Annotated in this window: 17 protein-coding genes; 2 read left to right on the forward strand and 15 right to left on the reverse strand. The window is 71.1% G+C overall.

The window, feature by feature from the left end:
* Nucleotides 1-2: 2 nt before the first annotated feature.
* The 15 genes from AB0O93_RS00250 to AB0O93_RS00320 all read right to left on the reverse strand — a co-directional run bounded on the left by AB0O93_RS00250 (nt 3) and on the right by AB0O93_RS00320 (nt 18,177).
* On the reverse strand, nt 3-1,283 hold the full coding sequence (locus AB0O93_RS00250) for an extracellular solute-binding protein (protein ID WP_363339399.1): 1,281 nt from the start codon (nt 1,281-1,283) through the stop codon (nt 3-5).
* Nucleotides 1,284-1,293: 10 nt separating this feature from the next.
* Nucleotides 1,294-3,381, reverse strand: coding sequence for a beta-galactosidase (locus AB0O93_RS00255; RefSeq protein ID WP_363339401.1), 2,088 nt, complete (start codon nt 3,379-3,381; stop codon nt 1,294-1,296).
* Nucleotides 3,382-3,431: 50 nt separating this feature from the next.
* The gene (locus AB0O93_RS00260) at nt 3,432-4,100 is read right to left on the reverse strand and encodes a hypothetical protein (protein ID WP_363339403.1); all 669 of its coding nucleotides are present in this window, start codon (nt 4,098-4,100) and stop codon (nt 3,432-3,434) included.
* A 2-nt stretch (nt 4,101-4,102) separates the two neighbouring features.
* Nucleotides 4,103-5,041, reverse strand: a complete 939-nt coding sequence (locus tag AB0O93_RS00265; protein WP_363339405.1) for a carbohydrate ABC transporter permease — start codon at nt 5,039-5,041, stop codon at nt 4,103-4,105.
* The gene (locus AB0O93_RS00270) at nt 5,038-6,033 is read right to left on the reverse strand and encodes a sugar ABC transporter permease (protein WP_363339407.1); all 996 of its coding nucleotides are present in this window, start codon (nt 6,031-6,033) and stop codon (nt 5,038-5,040) included. The genes AB0O93_RS00265 and AB0O93_RS00270 overlap by 4 nt, the downstream gene beginning before the upstream one ends.
* A 72-nt stretch (nt 6,034-6,105) precedes the next feature.
* A complete protein-coding gene (locus AB0O93_RS00275) occupies nt 6,106-7,404 on the reverse strand; it encodes an extracellular solute-binding protein (RefSeq protein ID WP_363339409.1) in 1,299 nt (432 codons plus the stop codon).
* Nucleotides 7,405-7,573: 169 nt separating this feature from the next.
* Nucleotides 7,574-8,560, reverse strand: coding sequence for a family 43 glycosylhydrolase (locus AB0O93_RS00280; protein ID WP_363339411.1), 987 nt, complete (start codon nt 8,558-8,560; stop codon nt 7,574-7,576).
* A complete protein-coding gene (locus AB0O93_RS00285; RefSeq protein WP_363339413.1) occupies nt 8,553-9,638 on the reverse strand; it encodes a Gfo/Idh/MocA family oxidoreductase in 1,086 nt (361 codons plus the stop codon). The genes AB0O93_RS00280 and AB0O93_RS00285 overlap by 8 nt, the downstream gene beginning before the upstream one ends.
* Before the next feature lie 34 nt (nt 9,639-9,672).
* Entirely contained in the window at nt 9,673-11,451 is a 1,779-nt protein-coding gene (locus AB0O93_RS00290) for an ABC transporter ATP-binding protein (RefSeq protein WP_363339415.1), read from the reverse strand.
* 33 nt (nt 11,452-11,484) lie between these two features.
* Nucleotides 11,485-12,495, reverse strand: a complete 1,011-nt coding sequence (locus AB0O93_RS00295) for a LacI family DNA-binding transcriptional regulator (protein WP_363339417.1) — start codon at nt 12,493-12,495, stop codon at nt 11,485-11,487.
* 162 nt (nt 12,496-12,657) lie between these two features.
* Nucleotides 12,658-13,395: a cupin domain-containing protein gene (locus AB0O93_RS00300; protein WP_363339419.1), complete on the reverse strand. Its 738-nt coding sequence runs from the start codon at nt 13,393-13,395 to the stop codon at nt 12,658-12,660.
* Nucleotides 13,392-14,309, reverse strand: coding sequence for a PmoA family protein (locus AB0O93_RS00305; RefSeq protein ID WP_363339421.1), 918 nt, complete (start codon nt 14,307-14,309; stop codon nt 13,392-13,394). Before AB0O93_RS00305 ends, AB0O93_RS00300 begins: the two co-directional genes overlap by 4 nt.
* A 65-nt stretch (nt 14,310-14,374) precedes the next feature.
* A complete protein-coding gene (locus tag AB0O93_RS00310; protein ID WP_363339423.1) occupies nt 14,375-15,367 on the reverse strand; it encodes an NADP-dependent oxidoreductase in 993 nt (330 codons plus the stop codon).
* A 179-nt stretch (nt 15,368-15,546) separates the two neighbouring features.
* On the reverse strand, nt 15,547-17,187 hold the full coding sequence (gene pgm / locus AB0O93_RS00315; protein ID WP_363339425.1) for a phosphoglucomutase (alpha-D-glucose-1,6-bisphosphate-dependent): 1,641 nt from the start codon (nt 17,185-17,187) through the stop codon (nt 15,547-15,549).
* Between the two features lie 75 nt (nt 17,188-17,262).
* On the reverse strand, nt 17,263-18,177 hold the full coding sequence (locus tag AB0O93_RS00320; RefSeq protein ID WP_363339427.1) for a LysR family transcriptional regulator: 915 nt from the start codon (nt 18,175-18,177) through the stop codon (nt 17,263-17,265).
* A gap of 72 nt (nt 18,178-18,249) precedes the next feature.
* On the opposite strand from AB0O93_RS00320, the gene AB0O93_RS00325 reads away from it, so the two are divergent.
* Together AB0O93_RS00325 and pheA are read left to right on the forward strand one after the other, a co-directional pair.
* Entirely contained in the window at nt 18,250-19,197 is a 948-nt protein-coding gene (locus AB0O93_RS00325; RefSeq protein ID WP_363339429.1) for an EamA family transporter, read from the forward strand.
* A gap of 5 nt (nt 19,198-19,202) precedes the next feature.
* Nucleotides 19,203-20,177 (forward strand): prephenate dehydratase, encoded by a 975-nt coding sequence (pheA, locus tag AB0O93_RS00330; RefSeq protein WP_363339431.1) that lies wholly within the window; start codon nt 19,203-19,205, stop codon nt 20,175-20,177.
* The last annotated feature ends 20 nt before the right edge of the window (nt 20,178-20,197 follow it).

Consider the following 20,197-nt stretch of genomic DNA (forward strand, 5'->3'; position numbering starts at 1 on the left):
TCTCACTGGAGGATGACGTCCGCCTCGGTGAAGAAGCGGTCGACCGCCTCGTCGACGGTGACGGTGCCGAGTCCCAGCTCTTTGCCGAGATCCCAGAAGGTCTGCTCGAGCGAGCCGTAGCCGATCACAGGCACGGGCGGGGCCTCGCCGACGCGGTCGGCGACCGAGGCGATGTAATCCGCGACCTGCTTGTCGACGCCCTCCAGGGTGGTGCCTTCCAGCTTGCTGGTGGAGGCGGGGAATCCGAGCGTCGTGCCGAAGATCTCGCCCGCCTCGGGGCTGTTGACGATGTAGTCGAGGAAGATCGCCGAGGCCTCGGGCTCGTCGGTGTTCGCCGCGATGGCGATCTGGAGCCCGCCCTGCTGGTACAGGTCCTTCGACCCCTCGACGGCGGTGGGCGGCGCGACGATCGAGATCGACTCCGCACCGGAGTCGGCGAGATACCCGCCGAGGAAGTTGCTCCAGCTCATCTCGCTCGCCGTCAGGCCCGCGCCGAATCCGGAGACGGGACTGATCTCCTCGAGCTGCACCTGCGGCACGGTCACCCCGTCGCGGATGTCGTCGCCCGACGCCCAGAAACCGCGGAGCTCGTCCTCGGTGAATCCGAGCTCGCCGTCCTCGGTGTACAGGTTGCCTCCGTTCGCGCGGAGGACGAGTTCGAAGACCTGGATGCGCTGCGTGTAGTCGGTGCCGCCGTACACCGCGCCCCCGGTGGTGTCGGTGACGTCGGCCATCCAGGTGTCGAACGCGTCGAAGGTCGACCCGCCCTCGGGGGCGGTGAGATCGTACTCGGCGAGGATGTCGTCGTTGACGAAGTTCGCCCACATCGAATACCCCGTGGGGAGTGAGTACTGCACGCCGTCGAGGCGTCCGGTGCCGAGCAGTGCATCGTCGAAGGTCGAGAAGTCGATGTAGTCGGACACCGTGCCGAGGTCGAGCACGTGCCCGGGCTCGGCGTACTGGCGCAGATAGCTGTCGGAGAACTGGAACACGTCCGGGAGTCCGCCGCCGGCGACCTCGGTCTGGCGCTTCTCCCAGTAGCTGGGGAAGTCGGTGAACGTGGTGTTCACCGTGATGTTCGGGTACTCCTCGTTGAACGCGGCGATGAGGTCGTTGTACCGGGTGGCGCGGTCGTCGTTGCCCCAGAACGCGAAGGTCAGCGTGACCTCGGCCTCGGGGTCGAACTCGGCGGCGCCTCCGCCCGTGTCGCTCGCGCACGCGGCGAGTCCGAGGGCGGCGGCCGAGACGACGGCGACGGCGGCGACGAATCGAGGTGTTCTCATGGTGGTCCTGTCAGGAAGGAAGGGAAACGAAGGACTCGTCGCGCGCGGGTGCGGACGAGGGCGTCGGTGCCGTGTTCGGTACCAGGGCGAACACGACCTGCTGCGGTGCGAGCGAGGTGCGTCCGAGAGCCGCGCCGGTTTCGGCGTCGGTGCCTTCGATGTCGACCGACACGGGGGCGTCGGTGTGGTTGATGACGGTCACGAGGTCGCCGCGGCGGGCGGCCTCCACGCCGGCCGGGAGGTTCTCCACGACAGGACGGATGCCGGCTCCCGCGACGACCGCGGAGACGATGGCGTCGATGCCGGCGGCGTCCGGATGCGTCGCGACGTACCAGGCCTCGCCGGTGCCGTGCCGGTGGCGGGTGAGGGCTGCGCCGCCCTCGGCGAGCCCGTCGGCGAAGCGCGCGAGGACGTCGGCGCCGCGCGCGTGGATGTGCTCGGCGACGAGGCCGCCATCGAAGACGACGTCGCCGTAGCGGACGCCGACGCGGGCGGCATCCGTCGCCGCGCCTGGCGCGGAGGCCTGCAGGGCGCCGACCCCCATGCCACCGGCGCCGCGGGCAGGGAGGGCGCCGAAGTCTTCGAAGCGGATGCCGAACACCTCGCCGAGCCGGGTGAGGAACCCGCCGGGGAGGAATTGGTCGTGGGCGTCGACGATATCGGTGAAGGGGCCGCCGAGGAGCGTGCCGCCGTTCTCGACGAAGCGCACGAGTGCGTCAGCGCCCTCGTCGCGGAGGAGGTAGAGCGCCGGCGCGAGGACGAGGTCGACGCGCTCGCCGGTCGCCTCCTCGGGCGCGATGATGTCGACCTGGATGCCGCGGGCGTGGAGCGCGCCGTACCAGTCGAGGCAGATCGCGAGGTAGTCCAGCAGCACCGGGTGGTCGCGCTCTTCGACCGCCCACCAGTTCTCCCAGTCGAAGACGAGACCGACGCGCGCATCGGATCCCGGTGCCGGGACGGGGAGGGCCGGGAGGGCCGCGAGGCGTGCTCCCAGCTCGGTGACCGCGTCCCACGTGCGGGTCTCGGTCCCGGCGTGCGGGAGCATCGCCGAGTGGAACTTCTCGCTCCCCGCGCGGGACTGCCGCCACTGGAAGAACATGATCCCGTCGGCTCCGCGCCCGACCGATTGGGCGGTCTCGGCCATGAGCATGCCGGGCGACTTCCCCGGGTTGGCGGGCCGCCAGTTGACGGCATCCGTCGCCTGCTCCCACAGCAGCCACGGCACGTCGGGCTTGAGGGAGCGGACCAGGTCGCGCTGGAACGCGGCGTCACGGACGCGGTGGGGGTTCGCGGGATCCGGATAGCAGTCGTCGGCGATGACATCCATGTGCGGCGCCCACCGGCGGTAGTCGGCCGGCTTGAACGGGCCCATGAAGTTCGTCGTGATCGGCTGGGTCGCCCCGGCCTCCTGCAGGATGCGGCGCTCGGCGAGGTAGCACTCCAGCAGCATGTCGCTGGTGAAGCGGCGCCAGTCCAGCATCGACGACGGGTTGTGACTGTAGGGCGCGAGGCGCGGGGGGAAGATCTCGTCGAACGATCCGTAGCGCTGCGACCAGAAGCTCGTGCCCCACGCCTCGTTGAGCGCGGCGATGCTCGTGTACTTCTCGCGCAGCCAGACGCGGTAGGCGTCGCGTGCGGCATCCGAGAAGTCCATCGGCAGGTGGCATCCGAACTCGTTACCGACGTGCCACATCACCACGGCCGGGTGGTGGACGTACCGCTCCGCGAGGCGGCGGACGAGCTCGCCCGCGAGGCGACGGTACACGGGGGAGGACGGGGCGAAGTGCTGGCGGCTCCCGGGCCAGTAGGACGCACCGCTCTGGTCGGCCGGGAGTGTCTCGGGGTAGGTCGCACTGACCCACGGGGGCGGCGAGGCGGTCGCGGTGGCGAGGTTCACCCGGATGCCGCCGGCGTGCAGGGTGTCGATGACGGTGTCGAGCCAGTCGAAGTCCCACACGTCCTCGGCGGGCTGGATGCGCGACCACGCGAAGATGCCGAGGCTGACGATGTTGACCCCCGCCTCCTGCATGAGACGGACGTCTTCGGCCCAGACCTCCTCGGGCCACTGATCCGGGTTGTAGTCGGCGCCGTAGAACACGTCGAGGACTCCTGTCGAGAGGGGAGAGGGGGAAGAGGTGGGACGCGGCGTCAGGCGCGTCGGCGCGGGCGCACGGGGACGGCCATCGCCGCGAGCGCCGTGCACCCGAGGGCGGCGACGACCAACGGGAGAAGCACCCACGTCACGACGACCGCGAAGACGACGGTCGCGAGCAGGTACGCGGCCCCGGCGGGGTCGGCGGCCAGGGCGCGGGGTGTCGCGCGGATCGTCGCGCGCCAGCCGGCCTCCGGCGTCCACAGCGTCGCGGACGTCAGGACGACGAGGGCCGTCGCGGCCAGACCCGCCCAGCCGACGGCTTCGATGACCGGGCCGCCGGGAAGGAAGCCGCTCCGGGCGAGGTCGATGTCGAGCAGCAGCACGAGGGTCGCCACCACCGCGATCAGTCCGACGACGAGTCCGCCCGGGAGGGCGCGGCGGAGGTCGCGGAAGAACGTCCGCGCGTGCGACTCCTCGGCCGAGGCGAATCGCCGCAGGTGACGGATGCCGGCTGTCAGCGCCGCGGGAAGCGTCACCAGCGGCAGTGAGACCACGGTGATGAGGAGCCCGACGAGCAGCACCTCGCCGAATAGGGCGAAGCGTGCCGTGGCGCCGGGGTTCCGTGCGACCTCGTGCCCCTCGGGGGTGGGGCCGGCACCGGAGAGCGCCTCGCGCTTCGCCGCGCGCTCCTCGGCGCGGGCCGACATCGGGGGGCGGGCCACGATCAGCCCTTCAGGCCCTGGGTCGCGACGCCGTCGACGAGGAAGCGCTGGAAGACGATGAAGAACAGCAGCACCGGGACGAGGGCGATGAAGCTCGCGGTGACGGTCGCGCCGTAGTCGCTCGTCGAGGTCTGGTCGTTCCACAGGCGGAGCGCGATCGGCAGCGGGTAGTTGTCGGGGCTCGTCAGGTAGATGAGCGGGCCGAGGAAGTCGTTCCAGCTCCAGATGAACGCGAAGATCGCGCAGGTGATGAGGGCCGGGCGGATGAGCGGCACGATGATCGACCAGAAGATCCGGATGTGACCGGCGCCGTCGATGCGGGCCGCTTCGTCCATGTCGCGCGGCATCTGCCGCATGAACTGCACCAGGAGGAAGACGAAGAAGGCCTCGGTGGCGAGGAACTTCGGCAGCACCAGCGGCCAGAAGGTGTCGATCATGTCGAGCGAATTGAACAGCAGGTACTGCGGGATGATCACGACATGGAACGGCAGGAGGAGCGTGCCGATCATGGCCGTGAAGAAGATGCCGAGGCCCTTGAACTGGATGCGCGCGAACGCGTAGGCGGCGAGCGCCGACGACATCACCGTCCCGATGACGGCGAGGACCGCGAGGATCAGCGAGTTGGCGAAGAACCGCCACATCGGGATGCCGGCGATGCCCTCCATGACGGTGAGGTAGTTCTGCACCGTGGGGCTCTCGGGCAGCAGGGCCGGGTTCTGGCCGAACTCGGCGTTCGGCTTGAACGTCGCGAAGAGGAGCCACACCAGGGGGTAGAGGACCACCGCGGTGATCACCGCGAGGACCGCGAACCACACCACCGTCTGCCACGTCTTGCGCTTCACCCGCCGGCGACGACGAGTCGAGGGCTTCTGCGTGTCCTGTTCGAGGTCCTGCTGTTCGAGGACCTGCACGGACGGTTCGCCGAAGGATGCGGAGCTCATCGGTTGTCTCCCGAGTAGTGGACCCAGTTCTTCTGGGTGCGGAACAGGATGGCGGCGATGATGGCAACGACGACCAGCAGCACCCAGGCGATCGCGGCGGCGTAGCCGAACTGGCCGTCCTGGAAACCGCGCTTGTAGAGGTAGAGGGTGATGAAGTTGGTCATACCGGCAGGTCCGCCGGTGCCGTTGGAGATGATGTAGGCCGACGCGAAGACCTGGAAGGCGCCGATGAGGCCGAGCAGCAGGTTGAAGAAGATCACGGGCGAGAGCATCGGCAGCGTCACGGCGCGAAAGCGGTGCCAGGGACCGGCGCCGTCCATCTCTGCGGCCTCGTAGAGCTCCCTGGGGATCTGCTTGAGGCCGGCGAGGAAGATCACCATCGTGGCGCCGAACTGCCAGACCGCGAGGATGACCATCGCGGGGAGCACGAGGGCCGGGTTGCCGATCCACGACCCGACGTTGATGCCGAAGAAGCTGAGGAAGTTGTCGACCGGTCCGTCGCCCGCGAACATCGCCCGCCACACGATCGCGACCGACACGGACGCGCCGATGAGTGACGGGGCGTAGAAGGCCGAGCGGAAGAACGCCGCCCCGCGGTCGCGGTAGTTGAGCAGCATGGCCACAACGAGGGCGGCGGCCAGCATGATCGGGGTGCCGACGAGCACGTAGATGAGGGTGATCTGCGCCGACTGGATGAACTGCGGGTCGTTGGTGAAAAGACGGACGTAGTTGTCCAGTCCCCGCCACTCCGGAGCGGAGAAGATGTTGTACCGCGTGAACGACAGGTAGAGCGAGTACACCATCGGAATGATGGTGAGGCCGAAGAAGCCGATGAGCCACGGGACGAGGAACCCGTAGCCGGCGAGGGTCTCCTTGCGCTGGCGGCTGCGCTGGCCGGGACGGACGGCCGGACCCTCGGGTCGCTGCCTCGGGCTCAGTGACCGTTTCGAGGTCTTCCCGGTGACGATGACCCTCGTCGTTGTCGTGCTCACGGATGCTCCTGGTCTCGAGGAAGGGGGGGGGTGAGAGGGGGGCCGAGCAATACGCCCGGACCCCCTCGTCACTCACGAGTTGTTGCTGAGGACGACGTCCATCTCGGTGAAGAAGCGGTCGACCGCGTCCTCGACGGAGATGGTGCCGAAGCCGAGCTCCTGGCCGAGGACCCGGAACTCCTCCTCGAGCGTGCCGTAGCCGACGATCGGCACCGGCGGGGCGTCGCCCAGGCGGTCCTGGATGGAGGCTTCGTAGTCACGGATCTGCTCGCTCAGCGGGTCGAGGTCGGCGGCTTCCAGCGCCGTCTCGGAGGCCGGGAGGCCGCGGTTCGTGCCGAAGATCTCACCCGACTGCGGCGAGTTGACCAGGAAGTCCACGAGCGTCGCGGCGGCCTCCGGGTGGTCGGTGTTGGCGGCGATCGAGTGCAGCATCGAGGGCTTCAGATACAGGTCCTGCGCACCCTCGACGGTGATGGGCGGGGCGACGAGGCCGAGCTCCGGGTAGCCCTCGCCCAGCTCGCCGAGGTAGCCGGCGCCGAAGTTGTCCCAGGTCAGCTCGCTGGCGGTCAGTGCCGCACCGAAGCCGGACGTCGGGAAGATCTCCTCGAGGCGCTGCGCCGAGATGACGGCGCCCGAGGCGATGACCTCCTGGCCGTCCTCCCAGAACTCCGCGAGGCGGGCCTCGTCGAAGCCGGGCTCGCCGTCCTCGGTGAACAGGGCGCCGCCTTCGGCCCGCAGCTGGATCTCGAAGTTCTGGATGCGGCCGGCGTAGTCCGATCCGCCCCAGACCTCGCCGCCGCTGGCTTCGGTGACCTCGCCCATCCAAGCGGCGTAGTCGTCCCACGTGCCGCCGGCGAACTCGTCGACGCCGACCTCGGCGAGGAGGGTGGGGTTCGTGTACATGCCCCACGCGTTGGTCGAGGTGGCGATGCCGTAGGTGGTGCCGCCGACGACGCCGATGTCGAGGATGTTCTGCGGGATCGGGTCGGTCTGGATGACGTTGCCGAGGAAGGGGTCGAGGTCGAGCAGCAGCCCGTTCTCGGAGTACTGCCGCAGGTACGAGTAGTCGAACTGCATGACGTCGGGGAGGTTTCCGCCGGCGGCCTCGGTCTGGCGGCGCTCCCAGAAGGCGGGGAAGTCGAGGAATGAGGAGTTGACCGTGATGTTCGGGTACTCCTCCTCGAACGCGGCGATCGCCTCGTTGTACATCTCGGCGCGCACGTCGTTGCCCCAGAAGGCGAGGTCGAGCGTCACCTCCTCGTCGGGGTCGAGGGTTCCTGCCGGCTCGCTGCCGCCGGCGCAGCCGGCCAGGGCGAGGGCGGCACCGGTCGCGACGGCGATCCCGGTGATGGCCCGCTTCTTGCTGAACATCCTTGTCCTCTCTTGACGTCTGCGTCTGATTCTCGCGCTCGCGACGTCCGTGTCCGATGGTGCGGTGTGAGCGTCTCCCGGTGCTTCAGGGTGCTGGAAAGCGCTTGCCCGTTACGCTACCCCGCGCAAAAACGTTTCGCAAGAGTCTTCTCGCAAATCTTGTAACGATTCATGAACGTCGGCAGATGAGAAGGCCGTTCGTGCCCACGCGCAGCGTCACCGCGTGGACGGCGCTGCGTCGTGCGGCATCCGGTGCGGCATCCGCGATCTCGGCGCCGTCCCACCAGGGGTGCGTGAAGTAGTAGAGCCGGGCGGTGTCGGTCTCGGTGTCGACGACGACCATCCCGTGGCGGCCGACCTGCACGCCGAGGTCCGCGGGGCCGTGCTCGCCGAGGATGACGGCATCCGCCGCGCCCTGTCGCGTCCACACGATCGCGTCGTCGGAGGTGTACACGGCCATGCCCCGCCACTCGTCGGTGAGGAGGAACCATCGGTCGGCGAGCGCGAAGACGTAGGGGCCCTCGTGCGCGCGGCCGCCGATCGCGGTTCCTTCGCTCTGCCACGACTCCAGATCAGCGGATGCGGCGACCTTCGTCACCGACTCCGCGGCCTCGTCCTTGTACCAGAGGCGCCACAGCCCGTCGGGGCAACGGGCGACGGCGGCGTCGATGACCCGATCGCTGTCGAGGGCGAGTGGGCCCTGCCGCTCCCACGTCGCGAGGTCGTCGGAGACGTACGCGACGATGTGCCTCGCGTGGCCCGGCCACGCGTCCGGGATGCCGTCGATCTCGGTGAGGAACATCCGCCAGCGCCGGCCGTCGTGGATGACCTCCGGCGCCCAGTGGGTCTCACCGACCGTGACCGGCGGCCCGTCGGGGTCGAGGGCGAGCCCGACGGGTGTCGGCTCGAGCGTGCCGGCGTAGTCCCAGCGGAGGCCGTCGTCGGAGTGGGCGACGCCGATGCGGCTTCCGTGCACCCACGCGACGCCGGGTCCGGGGGCGGGGTGGCTCGCGCGGCGCTGGGTGTAGAACATCCACCACGTGCCGTCGTCCGCGCGCACCACCGTCGGATCGGTCGCCCCGTCGTACACGGGGTCGCGGTAGATCTCGCCCGGCGCGGGGGCATCGGCATCCGGCGCCGGTGCCGCCTCAGCCACGCAGATCGCGCACGGGGCTCGCGAAACCGCGGCGGTGCGTGGGATGGGTGGCGAGGTCGTCGGGGGTGACCGGACGTCCGTCGGCGGCGGCGGAGGCGTAGACGGCGGCGACGAGCTCGAACGAGCGCGCGGGGGCATCGGCGGTCGGCGGCAGTGGGGCGCCGGTCCGCAGGGCCGCGAACACATCGCGCATCAGGGGATCGTGCCCGCTCGGTTCCTCGACGTCGGGAAGGGCCCATGCGGCTGCCTCGTCCTCGAAGCCGGGTGCGGGGGTGAGCCTCCAGTTGTCGTGCCCGTGGCCGTACAGGTGATCCACCGTGATCGTGGCGCGCTGGGTGTCGATGCGGATCGTGCTGATCTCGCGCGGCGACACCGCGCTCGTGATCATCTGCGCCACGGTCCCCTGCGCGAAGCGGATCGTGGCGGTCGACACATCCTCGGTCGCGGTCTCGCGGTCCAGGCGCCACAAGCGCGCCTCCACCTCCGCCCAGTCGCCGAGGAGGAACGCGAGGAGGTCCAGCTGATGGATGCCGTGCCCGAGCGTGGGTCCGCCGCCCTCGGTCTCCCACTTCCCGCGCCACGGCACGGCGAAGTAGTCGGCGTCGCGGAACCACAGTGTCTGACACAGGGCGACCAACGGGCGACCCAGCGCGCCGGAGTCGAGGAGCCCCTTCACATGCGCCGCGGCGGTGCCGGTGCGCTGCTGGAAGACGACCGCGAGCCGCCGGTCCGCGGCGGTTGCGGCCGCGCGCATCGCGTCGAGCTCGTCGAGGCTGGGTGCCGGGGGCTTCTCGACGATCACGTGCGCCCCCGACTCGAGGGCGGCGATCGCCTGGGCCGCGTGCGCCACCGGCGGCGTGCACACGTGGACGACGTCGGGGGCGGCATCCTGCAGCAACGTGTCGAGGTCGTCGTACACGAGGACGCCCTCGCGGCCGGTCGCGAAGGCCTCCGCGGAGGAGCGCGAGAGGTCGGTCACGGCGACGAGGGTCGCGTCGGGGGCGACGTCGATGGCGTGGCGGTGGGCGTGGGCGATCGCGCCCGTGCCGACGATGGCGCAGCGCAGCGATTCGGTCATGCGGCGGTCCTTTCGGAAGGGACGGCGGGATGGATCACGGGGTGATCCCCGCCTGGGTCGCGTGCAGGTGGGCATATCGTCCGGCGCGCTCGAGGAGGTCGTCGTGGGCGCCCTCCTCGACGATCTCGCCGTGCTCCAGCACGATGATGCGGTCGGCTTGGCGGATGGTGGAGAGCCGGTGCGCGACCACGAGGGTCGTCCGACCGCGCATGAGGCGCGTCAGAGCGCTCTTGACCAGCCCCTCCGACTCGGGGTCGAGGGCGCTGGTGGCTTCGTCGAGGAGGAGGATCCGCGGGTCGCGGACGAGGGCGCGCGCGATCGCGAGGCGCTGGCGCTGACCTCCGGACAGGCGCGCGCCGCGCTCGCCGACGACGGTGTGCCAGCCCTCCGGAAGACGGTCGACGAACTCCGCGGCGTTCGCGTCGACGAGCGCGGCACGGATGCGGTCGTCCTCGACGTCGTCGCGGCCGTAGGCGATGTTCTCGCGGATCGTGCCCTCGAAGAGAACCGACTCCTGCGGGACGACCGAGACGTGACGCCGGGCGGTGCGCAGATCCAGCTCCTGCATGTCCGCGCCGTCGAGGAGGATGCGCCCGGATGTGGGGCGGACGAAGCCGAGCACGAGGTTGAGCATCGTGGACTTGCCCGACCCGGACGACCCGACGAAGGCCACGGTCTCGCCCGCGGCGATCGACAGCGACACGTCGTGGACGGCGTCCCGATCCGCGTCCGGGTAGCGGTGGCTCACCCGCTCGAGATCGAGGCGCCCGGTCACCTCGGGAACGGCGCGCTTGCCCTCGTTCTGCTCGAGGTCCGGCTCCTGCAGCACCTCCGCGATGGAGCGCATGGACTCCAGGCCCCGGGCGCCGACAGGGATGAGCATGAGCAGTGCCGTCAGCCCCTGTGTCAGCAGGGTGAAGTAGGTCGAGAGCAGGACGACTTCGCCGGGGGTGATCGGAAGGATGCCGGAGAGCGAGAAGACGGCGGCGAGGACGAGGCATCCGAGTCCGAGCAGCTGCATGCTCACCCACGACAGTGACGCGACGTGCCCGTTGAGCATGTCGAGGTGCAGGCCCGCCCGGCGGACGCCGTCCGCTCCGGTCGCCACCCGCGAGACCGCGGTGCGCTCGAGGCCGTGGGCGCGGGTGACCGGGATGAGCGAGGCCATCTCGCCGACGCGCGCGGCGAAGCCCTCGACCTCGCGCCGGAAGACCTCGTTGCGCACGCGAGACCGGCGCCCCAGCACCCACCGCAAGCCGAGGGCGATCGGCACGGCGAGCGCGTAGACGGGGAGGAACTCCGGCACCGCGATCGCGGTCATCGCGAGGGCGCCGCCGAGCACCATGATCGACGACAGCAGGGGATGCGTCACCTGCTGCAGCATGAGCTCGACGTTCTCGACGTCGCGCACGACCTTGGTCTGCACGATCGAGGAGCTGACGCGCGTGTGGTAGCCGATCGACAAGCTCTGCAGGCGCGCGGCGAGGGAGTTGCGGAGGTCGGCGCCGGTGTCGCGGACGACGGTCATGAAGTTCCGCGTGTAGACGATGTGCATCGGATAGTTCTGCAGCAGCAAGACCCCGGCGATCGCGAACCAGCCGAGCACGGTGCGCACGTCGCCCCCGGTGGCGACGATGTCGATGATCTCGGCGGTGACGACGGGGAGGAACCACAGCGGGATCTCCTTCATCGTGAACGCCAGGATCGCTCCCGTCATGCGCGCGGGTCGACGCGCGAGCAGGCGCAGCACCGACCGCGCCGGCCGCTGGCCGTCGACGACGCGCACGGCGTCGGTAAGCGCTTTCTGAGTCATGCGGCCATGCTACGCCGGGAGAGGGGTTCGGCGTCACCCGATGCCGGTGGAGGCGCGCACGATGAGCTCCGGCGCGTAGACGACGGCGGGATCGACGGGGGGTGTCTCGCCCGCGATCGCGGCCAGAAGCAGTTCGGCCGCACGCCGACCCATCTCGCGTGCCGGCTGACGGATGCTGGTGAGCGGGACGGTGGCGATGGCGGCGAACTCGATGTCGTCGTAGCCGACGACGGCGATGTCCTCGGGGACCCGGACGCCGTGCGACAGGAGACCGTGGACGAGACCGATCGCGAGGTGATCGTTCGAGGTGACGATGCCGTCGGGTCGGGATGCGGCATCCCGCCCGGCGATCTCAGCGCCGAACGCGATTCCGGTCTCGGAGGTGGTGCGGCGGGTCCAGATCGGTTCCACGGTGGCGCCGGACACCTGCGCCACGGCGGCGCGGGTTCCCGCGAGGCGCTCGCGCACCTGCCGCACCTCCTCGCGCGCGCCGACGAAGGCGAGGCGGCGACGGCCGCACGCGAGGAGATGCTCGGCGGCGAGGCGTCCTCCGGCGACGTCGTCGAACGAGACGGAGGGGAGGACGCCGGCATCGTCGACCGCGTCGACCATCACGACCGGCACGCCGCGGGCGCGCAGGCGCGCGATCCCGGGTGACGGATCGCCGAACGGGCTCACCAGGGCGCCCTCGACCTGCACCCGGTCGAAGAGCTCGAGGTGGTGGCTCTCGCGGGCGGCGTCGTCGCTGGCGTTGCCGACGAGGATGCTCAGCCCGGCCGCCGCCGCGGCGTCCTCCGCTCCGGCGACCAGCTCGGCGAAGAACGGGTTGGCGATGTTGATCACCGTCATGCCGAGCAGGCCGCTGCGCCCGGCGCGGAGCTGGCGCGCGGCGTGCAGCGGAACGTAGCCGAGGTCGTCGGCAATGGCGCGGATGCGGGTGCCGAGGGCGGCGCTGACCTGCTCGGGGCGGTTGAGCGCGTTGCTGACCGTGCTGATCGAGACGCCCGCGCGGGCGGCGACGTCACGGATGCCCACGCGCTTCATCACGGCCGCCTCGGTCTCGGTTCCTCCCGCATCGCCGCGGAAGGAAAAACGTTTCGGGCCGAGGTTAGCCCAGCCGTGCGTCGGGGCCAAAACGCCGCGCGGACGCGTTCGCGTGGCGGTCGTCGCCCCCTCCCGCCCGCCGAGACGGCGACGACTGCCACTTCAGTGCCCCGGGAGGGCCTCCGCGCGAGGCCAGACGCGCAGGCGTCCGCACATCCCGAAGCGTTCGCCCGGTTCCGCGTCGGCGCGGGAGATGCGCGCATCGCCCAGGATGCCGGCATCCGCCGTCGCGAGCGCGTCGAGCTGTGCTCGGGTGCGCTCCGTCGCGCGGGCGACCGTCGCCTCCCACAGGTCGGACCACTCCGCGACCCGCGGGCGGACGAGGCGTGCGGCGCGCGCGTGGAGCGCGGCGAGCGCCGTGGCCGGGCCGTCGCTCTCGACGGCGGCGAGGAGCTCCGCGTAGCCGGCGAGGGCGAGATCCCGGCGTGTGCGCGCAGCGGCGGCGAGGGCCTTCTCGTCGTCGGTGTCCGGCAGGGCCGCCGCGGCGCGGTAAGCGGCGGCGTCGTCCAGGATGCCGGAGGGGAAGGTGAGAACGGCGTCGCCCGCCTCGGGGAGGCCCGCATTCTGCATGACCACGAGGAGCTCGAGTCGGTCGTGATTCACGAGGCGATGCACCGTGCCAGGCGAGAACCACACCGTCGACCCGTCGGTGAGCGGGGTCACGGCGAAGCCGTCGGGGGTGAGCGTGTGCACCTCGCCGGACCCGCTGAGGACGATGTACCCCTCGCTCGACGCCGTGTGCAGGTGCGGTGAGCCGCCCGGCACGCCGTCCGCGGCCGGCCAGTCGTAGACGCGCAGCCGGCTCGCGGCGACACCGCCGGGGAAGAGCGGGGTGGTCACAGGGCGTACTCCGCGGCGATGGCGCGGGTCTCGTCCGGCGTCCAGATGCGGTCGCCGATCACCCAGCGGTGCGCGAGCGCGAGCTCGGCATCCGGGTCGAGAGTGATCGCCTCCGCGAACGCGGGGGAGGGCGCGAGGATCGGGAAGGGCTCGCTCCGCACGAACCACCGGATCGCGGGGTCGCCGGTTGAGCTCCCCGCGAACGCGAGCACGGTGCCGCCCCCGTCGACCTCGTCGTGCTCGCCGGAGAGCGCGATCCATTCCGCCGTCGATCCCATGACCGCGGCGGGGTCGGCCGCGTCCGCCCCGGGTGCCGCGGAGCTGAGGACGCGCCCCCCGGTCCACGCCCGCGCGAGGCGCAACGCGACCCCGGTGTAGCCGGCGTTCGGGCGCCCCTGCGTCGTGGGGCTGCCGAGTTCGAGCGGGCGGCCGCTGACGTTCCGCAGCGTCGTGGTGACGTCCAGTGCCCACAGCCCACGGGCGCGATCGAGGCCGTGGAAGAGGTGCCGGCGCTCCTCGGCGATCCACGCGTCGCCCGCGCGCGTGATCCAGGTCAGGCTCTCGGTGAACGACACCTCCTCCCCGGCATGCGCGGTGGCCGTGAAGGCATCGTGGCGGATGGTGCCGACATTGTCGCGCGCGACGTAGCCGAGGCCGTCGACGTAGGTCGGTCCGCCCCAGAAGTTCTCGCCGGACACATGCGTCCAGGTCACCTGCAGGCCCTTGTGCCACCGGTGATCCCACGGGCGGTAGGCCGAGACGACGGCGCCATCGAGGGCCCGCACGGGGTGGAGGTACGGCTTTTCGCCCCCCTCGGCCTCCGGGGCCGGATCGAAGACGTAGTGGGCGATCTCGATTCCGGATGCCGCGACCGAGGCGGCGGCATCCGTGAGGTCCAGGGCGAAGTCGGCCATGGGCCCATTCTGGCTCACGCAGACGGAAAGCGCTTGCCTCCTGCCCCGGGGTCGTCGACCCCGCGTCAGGCCATCGACTCGTGCAGGTCGCGCGCCTTCGTCACGCGATAGGGCGAGACAGGGTTCGTGGCGAGCACGATCTTTCCGCGCGCGTGCAGCTGCGACAGGTCGCGGTAGGCCTCGGCGATGTCGCTCAGCGGGTAGAGCCCTGACACGAGAAGACGGAAAGCGCCCTCGGCGTAGAGGGTCGCCACGCGACGCAGCAGGTCGGTGCCGTGGGCGACCGAAACCGGGTCGTCCTGCAGCAGTCGCAGCTCGACGTCGCGGCGATCGGCGCTCGAGCGGTATCGCTCGGCGGGCACGCCGAGGTCGGCGGCGACGTCGCGGCCGTCCTTGCCGAAGTTGTCGATGTAGGCGGTGACCTGTCCGCGTGAGACGTGCCGGATCCGGTCGGCGAGACCGTCGCCGTACCGCACCGGGATGATCCCGAGCTGACGCAGGTAGTCGAAGTTGCGCTCGCCGCAGGTTCCGATCACGCGTGCGCTGCGGCGCTTGGCGAGCTGCACCTCGAGGCTCCCCACCCCGCCCGCGGCGGCCGAGACCACGACGACGTCGGATGCCCCGATCCTCAGATCGTCGAGCATCTCCAGCGCCGTCGCGCCGGCGAGGTACAAGCCCCCGGCGATCTCCCACGACATCGTGCGGGGCTTGGCCACGATCGCGCCCGCCGACACTGTGACGAAGGTGGCGTGCGCGCCGGAGCGGACGTGGCCGATGACCTCGTCGCCGGGCCGGAACCCGCTCACGTGGCTGCCGACGGCACGCACGATCCCGGCGAAGTCGCTCCCCGAGAAGCGCGGCCACGGGTCGTCGTGGAAGACGTGCTCCTGTCCCTCGCGGATGAAGCTGTCGATGTGGCTGATTCCCGCCGACACGACCTCGACGACGACCTCTCCCGAGCCCGGCCCGTCGAGCGGATGCCGGTCCTCCTTCAGCACGTCCGCACCGCCGTGCTCCTCGTACCGATAGCGCGTGGCTTCCGCCGGCATCCTCTTCATCGAAGGCCTCCTCGGCTCGAACGGGGCGGCATCGTCGCCGTCACAGGGGTATTCGGCGCCGAGGCCCGATTCGGATGCACCCCGCTCGCGGCGTTTTCGCGCGCTCGTGTGACAGGTGTGGCCCCCTCACCGCGCGGGAGGGGGCCACACCTGTCACTCGAACGAGCGAAGCGCCGAGGTCAGCCGCCGAGGGCCGCGGAGACGACCGCGCGGGCCTCGGCCTGCACCTCGGCGAGGTGCTCGGGGCCGCGGAGGCTCTCGGCGTAGAGCTTGTAGACGTCCTCGGTGCCCGAGGGGCGGGCGGCGAACCACGCCGATTCCGTCTGCACCTTCAGCCCGCCGATGGCCGCGCCGTTGCCGGGGGCATGCGAGAGCTTCGCCGTGATGGGCTCGCCGGCGAGCGTCGTCGCCGTGACCGCGTCGCCCGAGAGCTTCGACAGCGTCGCCTTCTGCTCGGGGGTCGCCGGGGCGTCCACGCGCTGGTAGGCCGACGCGCCGAACTCGGCCTCGAGCTCCGCGTAGCGCTGGGAGGGGGTCTTGCCGGTCACGGCGAGGATCTCGGCGGCCAAGAGGCACAGCAGGATGCCGTCCTTGTCGGTCGTCCAGACGGTGCCGTCGAAGCGCAGGAACGACGCGCCCGCCGACTCCTCGCCGCCGAAGGCGACGGATCCGTCGAGGAGACCCGGCACGAACCACTTGAACCCGACGGGGACCTCCAGCAGCTCCCGCCCGAGCGAGGCGGCGACGCGGTCGATGATCATCGACGAGACGAGTGTCTTCCCGATCGCGGCATCCTTGGGCCAGTCCGGGCGATGCCCGTACAGATAGTCGATGGCGACTGCCAGGTAGTGGTTCGGGTTCATCAGTCCCGCGTCGGGGGTGACGATGCCGTGGCGATCGGCGTCGGCATCGTTCCCGGTGAGGATGTCGTAGTCGTGGCGCTTGGCGACCAGCGACGCCATCGCGGAGGGGGAGGAGGGATCCATGCGGATCTTCTCGTCCCAGTCGAGCGTCATGAAGCGCCACGTCGGGTCGACATCGGGGTTGACGACGGTGAGGTCGAGTTCGTGCACCTCGGCGATCAGCGCCCAGTAGTCGACGGATGCCCCGCCCAGCGGGTCGGCGCCGATGCGGACGCCCGCCCGGCGGATGGCGTCGAGGTCGATGATGTCGGCGAGATCGCGCACGTACACGTCGCGGAAGTCGTAGGAGCCGAGCGCGTCGGCGTCGATGTCGGCGAACGGGGTGCGCCGGACCTCCTCGAGACCGCCCTCGATGATCGCGTTGGCGCGGTCGGCGATCCACCCGGTCGCGTCCGTGTCGGCGGGGCCGCCGTGCGGGGGGTTGTACTTGAAGCCGCCGTCGCGGGGCGGGTTGTGGCTCGGGGTGACGACGATGCCGTCCGCGCGGTCGGGATCGTCGGCATCCCGTCCCTTGTTCCACGTCAGGATCGCGTGGCTGAGCGCCGGGGTGGGCACCCACGCGTCGCGGGAGTCGACACGCACGTCGACGCCGTTCGCGACGAGCACCTCGATGGCGCTGCGCTCGGCGGGCAGCGACAGCCCGTGCGTGTCGCGCCCGAGGAAGAGCGGGCCCGCGATGCCCTGGCGCTGGCGGTAGTCGGTGATCGCCTGCGTCGTGGCGAGGATGTGCGCCTCGTTGAAGCTCGCCGAGAGCGACGAGCCGCGGTGTCCGCTGGTGCCGAACGCCACGCGCTGGGCGGGGACGGCCGGATCGGGGGCGATGTCGTAGTAGGCGTTGATCAGCTCATCGATGTCGATGAGGTCGGACGGTTCGGCGGGCTGTCCTGCGCGACTCATGCCCCCAGTCTGCCCCGTCGCGGCACTGTGCGCACGCGCGGCGCGGTGACGCGCGGGGATCGATCGCCGCCGGTGTCAGCGGGGTTGCGTCGCGGCGTGGTCGATGACGGCCGCGAGCGCGACCTGCAGGGCCGGGGAATCCGCCTGTGTCCGACGGTGCACCGCCAGCACGTCGCGCGTGGAGGCGGGCTCGACGGTGGGGATCGCGACCAGATCAGGATGCAGTTCGCCGCGGCCGAGGCGGGGGACCAGCGCCACGGCGAGACCCGCGCGGACGAGTTCGAGATGGTTCTCGAACTCCATCGATTCGTGCACGATGCGCGGCGCCCGGGGCACTCCGTCGAAGAGGCGCCGCAGCCATTGCCGGCAGATCGTCGCCTCGAACGTTGCGACCCAGGGTTCGGCGGCGAGGTCGGCCGGTCGGAGCGTGTCCCGGCCCGCGAGGGGGTGGTCGCGGCGCAGGATGACGTCGGCGACGTCGGTGAAGAGCGGGGTGGTCACGAGCGGTTCGGGCATCGCGAGTGCGACCCCGCCCCATCGATGCACGATCCCGAGGTCGCGCTGTCCGGACGCCACGAGCGCGATCGTCTCCCACGGCTCGCTCTCGCGGAGGGGCAGGCGGAGTTCCGGATGCCGGAGTGCGAGGTCTGCGAGCACCGGGGTGACGAGGCCGCGCACGACGGTGGAGAACGCGGCGACGCGGATCTCCCCGGTGACGGTGTGCGCGGTGGAGGTGGTGTGCAGGTCGGCGCCGAGGCGCTCGAGGTCGGCGAGGATCGGCGTCGACTCGGTGACGAGGCGGGTGCCCGCTGCGGTGAGGACCACGCCGCGTCCTGCGCGCTCGAGGAGGGCGACGCCGGTGTCGCGTTCGAGTCGCTTGATCTGCTGTGACACCGCCGACGGGGTGAATCCGAGCGTCGATGCGGCACCCGCGACGCTGCCGGAGGTCGCCACAGCGCGGAGGGAGAGAACCGCCTCGAGATCGATCATGAAGAGACGCTACCGAATCCAGCGATGAAACCATCGCTTGTCTTCGGTTCCGCGCGCGGGTCGAATGATCCCATGACACGTCGCGACATGGTCCTGGCCGCCCTCGTGGCGACGCTGTGGGGGTTCAACTTCGTCGTGATCGACTGGGGGATGCCCGGCATCCCGCCGCTGCTGTTCGTCGCGATCCGCTTCGCCCTCGTGGCTCTCTTCGTCGTCGTCGTCCCCCGTCCCGCGGCGTCCTGGCGCACCGTCGTCGGCGTGGGCGTCTTCATGAGCCTCGGGCAGTTCGGCCTGCTGTACTCCGCGATGGCGCTGGGTCTGCAGCCGGGCCTCGCCGCGCTCCTTCTCCAGGCGCAGGCGGTGTTCACGATCCTGATCGCGACCGCCGTCCTCCGGGAGCCGCCGACGCCGCCGCAGATCGTCGGGGTCGTGCTCGGTGTGTGCGGCCTCGTCGTGGTCGGGTTCGGGCGGGGCGGCGACGCGCCGGTCGTCGCCGTGGTCCTCGCTCTGGGCGCCGCCGCGTCGTGGGCGATCGGGAACGTCATCTCTCGGCGCGCGGGCGTCGTGCGCGGCAGCGGACGGCTCGGGGCGCTCTCGCTCACCGTCTGGTCGGCGCTCTTCGTGCCGGTTCCCTCAGCCGCGCTGTCGGTCGTGTTCGAGGGCCCCGACGCGATCGCGGCCGGTCTGGTCGCGTTCGGCTGGCGCCCGATCCTCTCGACCCTTTACACGGCGGTGCTGTGCACCCTGGTCGGGTACACGATCTTCAACGGGCTGCTGGCGCGCAACCGTTCGGCCGCCGTGGTGCCCTGGGTGCTGCTCGCGCCCGTCGTCGCCATGATCTCCGCCGCGATGCTCCTCGGGCAGATCCCGACGCCGGCGGAGGGCGCCGGCGGGGTGCTGCTGGTGGTCGGAGTCCTCGTCGCCGGAATCCCCCGGAGGCGCCTCGCCCCCGCACCGGATCTCGACGCCCTGGACCTCGCGGGCGTGCCGTCGGGCGGGGAGGGCCGCGGGCTAGGCTGACACGCGTGACTTCCGCGCCCCCGCAGCCGCCGGCACCGCCGGCCCGCCGTACGTACAGCTATCTCGGTCCCGCGGGCACGTTCACCGAGGCGGCGCTGGCGCAGGTTCCTGAAGCCCGGGGAGGCGTGTGGAAGTCCGTCCGCAACGTCGCCGAAGCGCTCGAGGACGTCGTCGAGGGCCGGTCGGATGCCGCGATGATCGCGATCGAGAACTCCGTCGACGGCGGGGTCTCGACCGCGCAGGACGCGCTGGCGACCATGCCGGGCGTGCGGATCGTGGGGGAGTACCTCGTCCCCGTGCGGTTCGTCCTGGTCGGTCGCCCTGGCGCGACGCTCGACGACGTGTCGCTCGTCGCCGCGCATCCGGTCGCGTACGCCCAGTGCCTGCGCTGGCTCGGACGCGCCCTGCCCGCCCACGCGCACATCCCGGCGGCGAGCAACGTCGCCAGCGCCCTGGAGCTCCTCGACGGCACGAGCGGAGCGGATGCCGCGATCTCGCCCCCCGGCATCCTGGAGCATCACGATCTTGAGCTCCTCGCCGAGGACATCGGCGACAACCCGAACGCCGTGACGCGGTTCGTCCTCGTGGCCCGGACGGTCGCTCCGCAGCCGCCGACCGGTGCCGACAAGACCTCCCTCATCGTCGAGCTGCCCGACGACCACCCCGGGGCGCTGCTGGAGATGCTGGAGCAGTTCGCCACCCGGGGGATCAACCTCTCCCTCCTCGCGTCGCGCCCCATCGGCGACGCCCTCGGCCGCTACCGCTTCGTCATCGACGCCGACGGGCACATCCAGGACGAGCGGATGGCGGACGCCCTCCTCGGGCTCCGCCGGTTCAGCCCGCGGGTGATCTTCCTGGGCTCCTACCCCCGCGCCGATCGCGCCGTGGTCCGCTATCCGGAGCGCTACTCGGACGACATCTTCGTCGAGGCGCGCGACTGGCTCCGCGGCCTCATCACGGGCGAGCCCGGCGTCGGCTGAACCGGCGACCGGCGGCCACC

The sequence above is a fragment of the Microbacterium sp. NPDC077184 genome (assembly GCF_040687055.1).
Classification (GTDB): Bacteria; Actinomycetota; Actinomycetes; order Actinomycetales; family Microbacteriaceae; genus Microbacterium.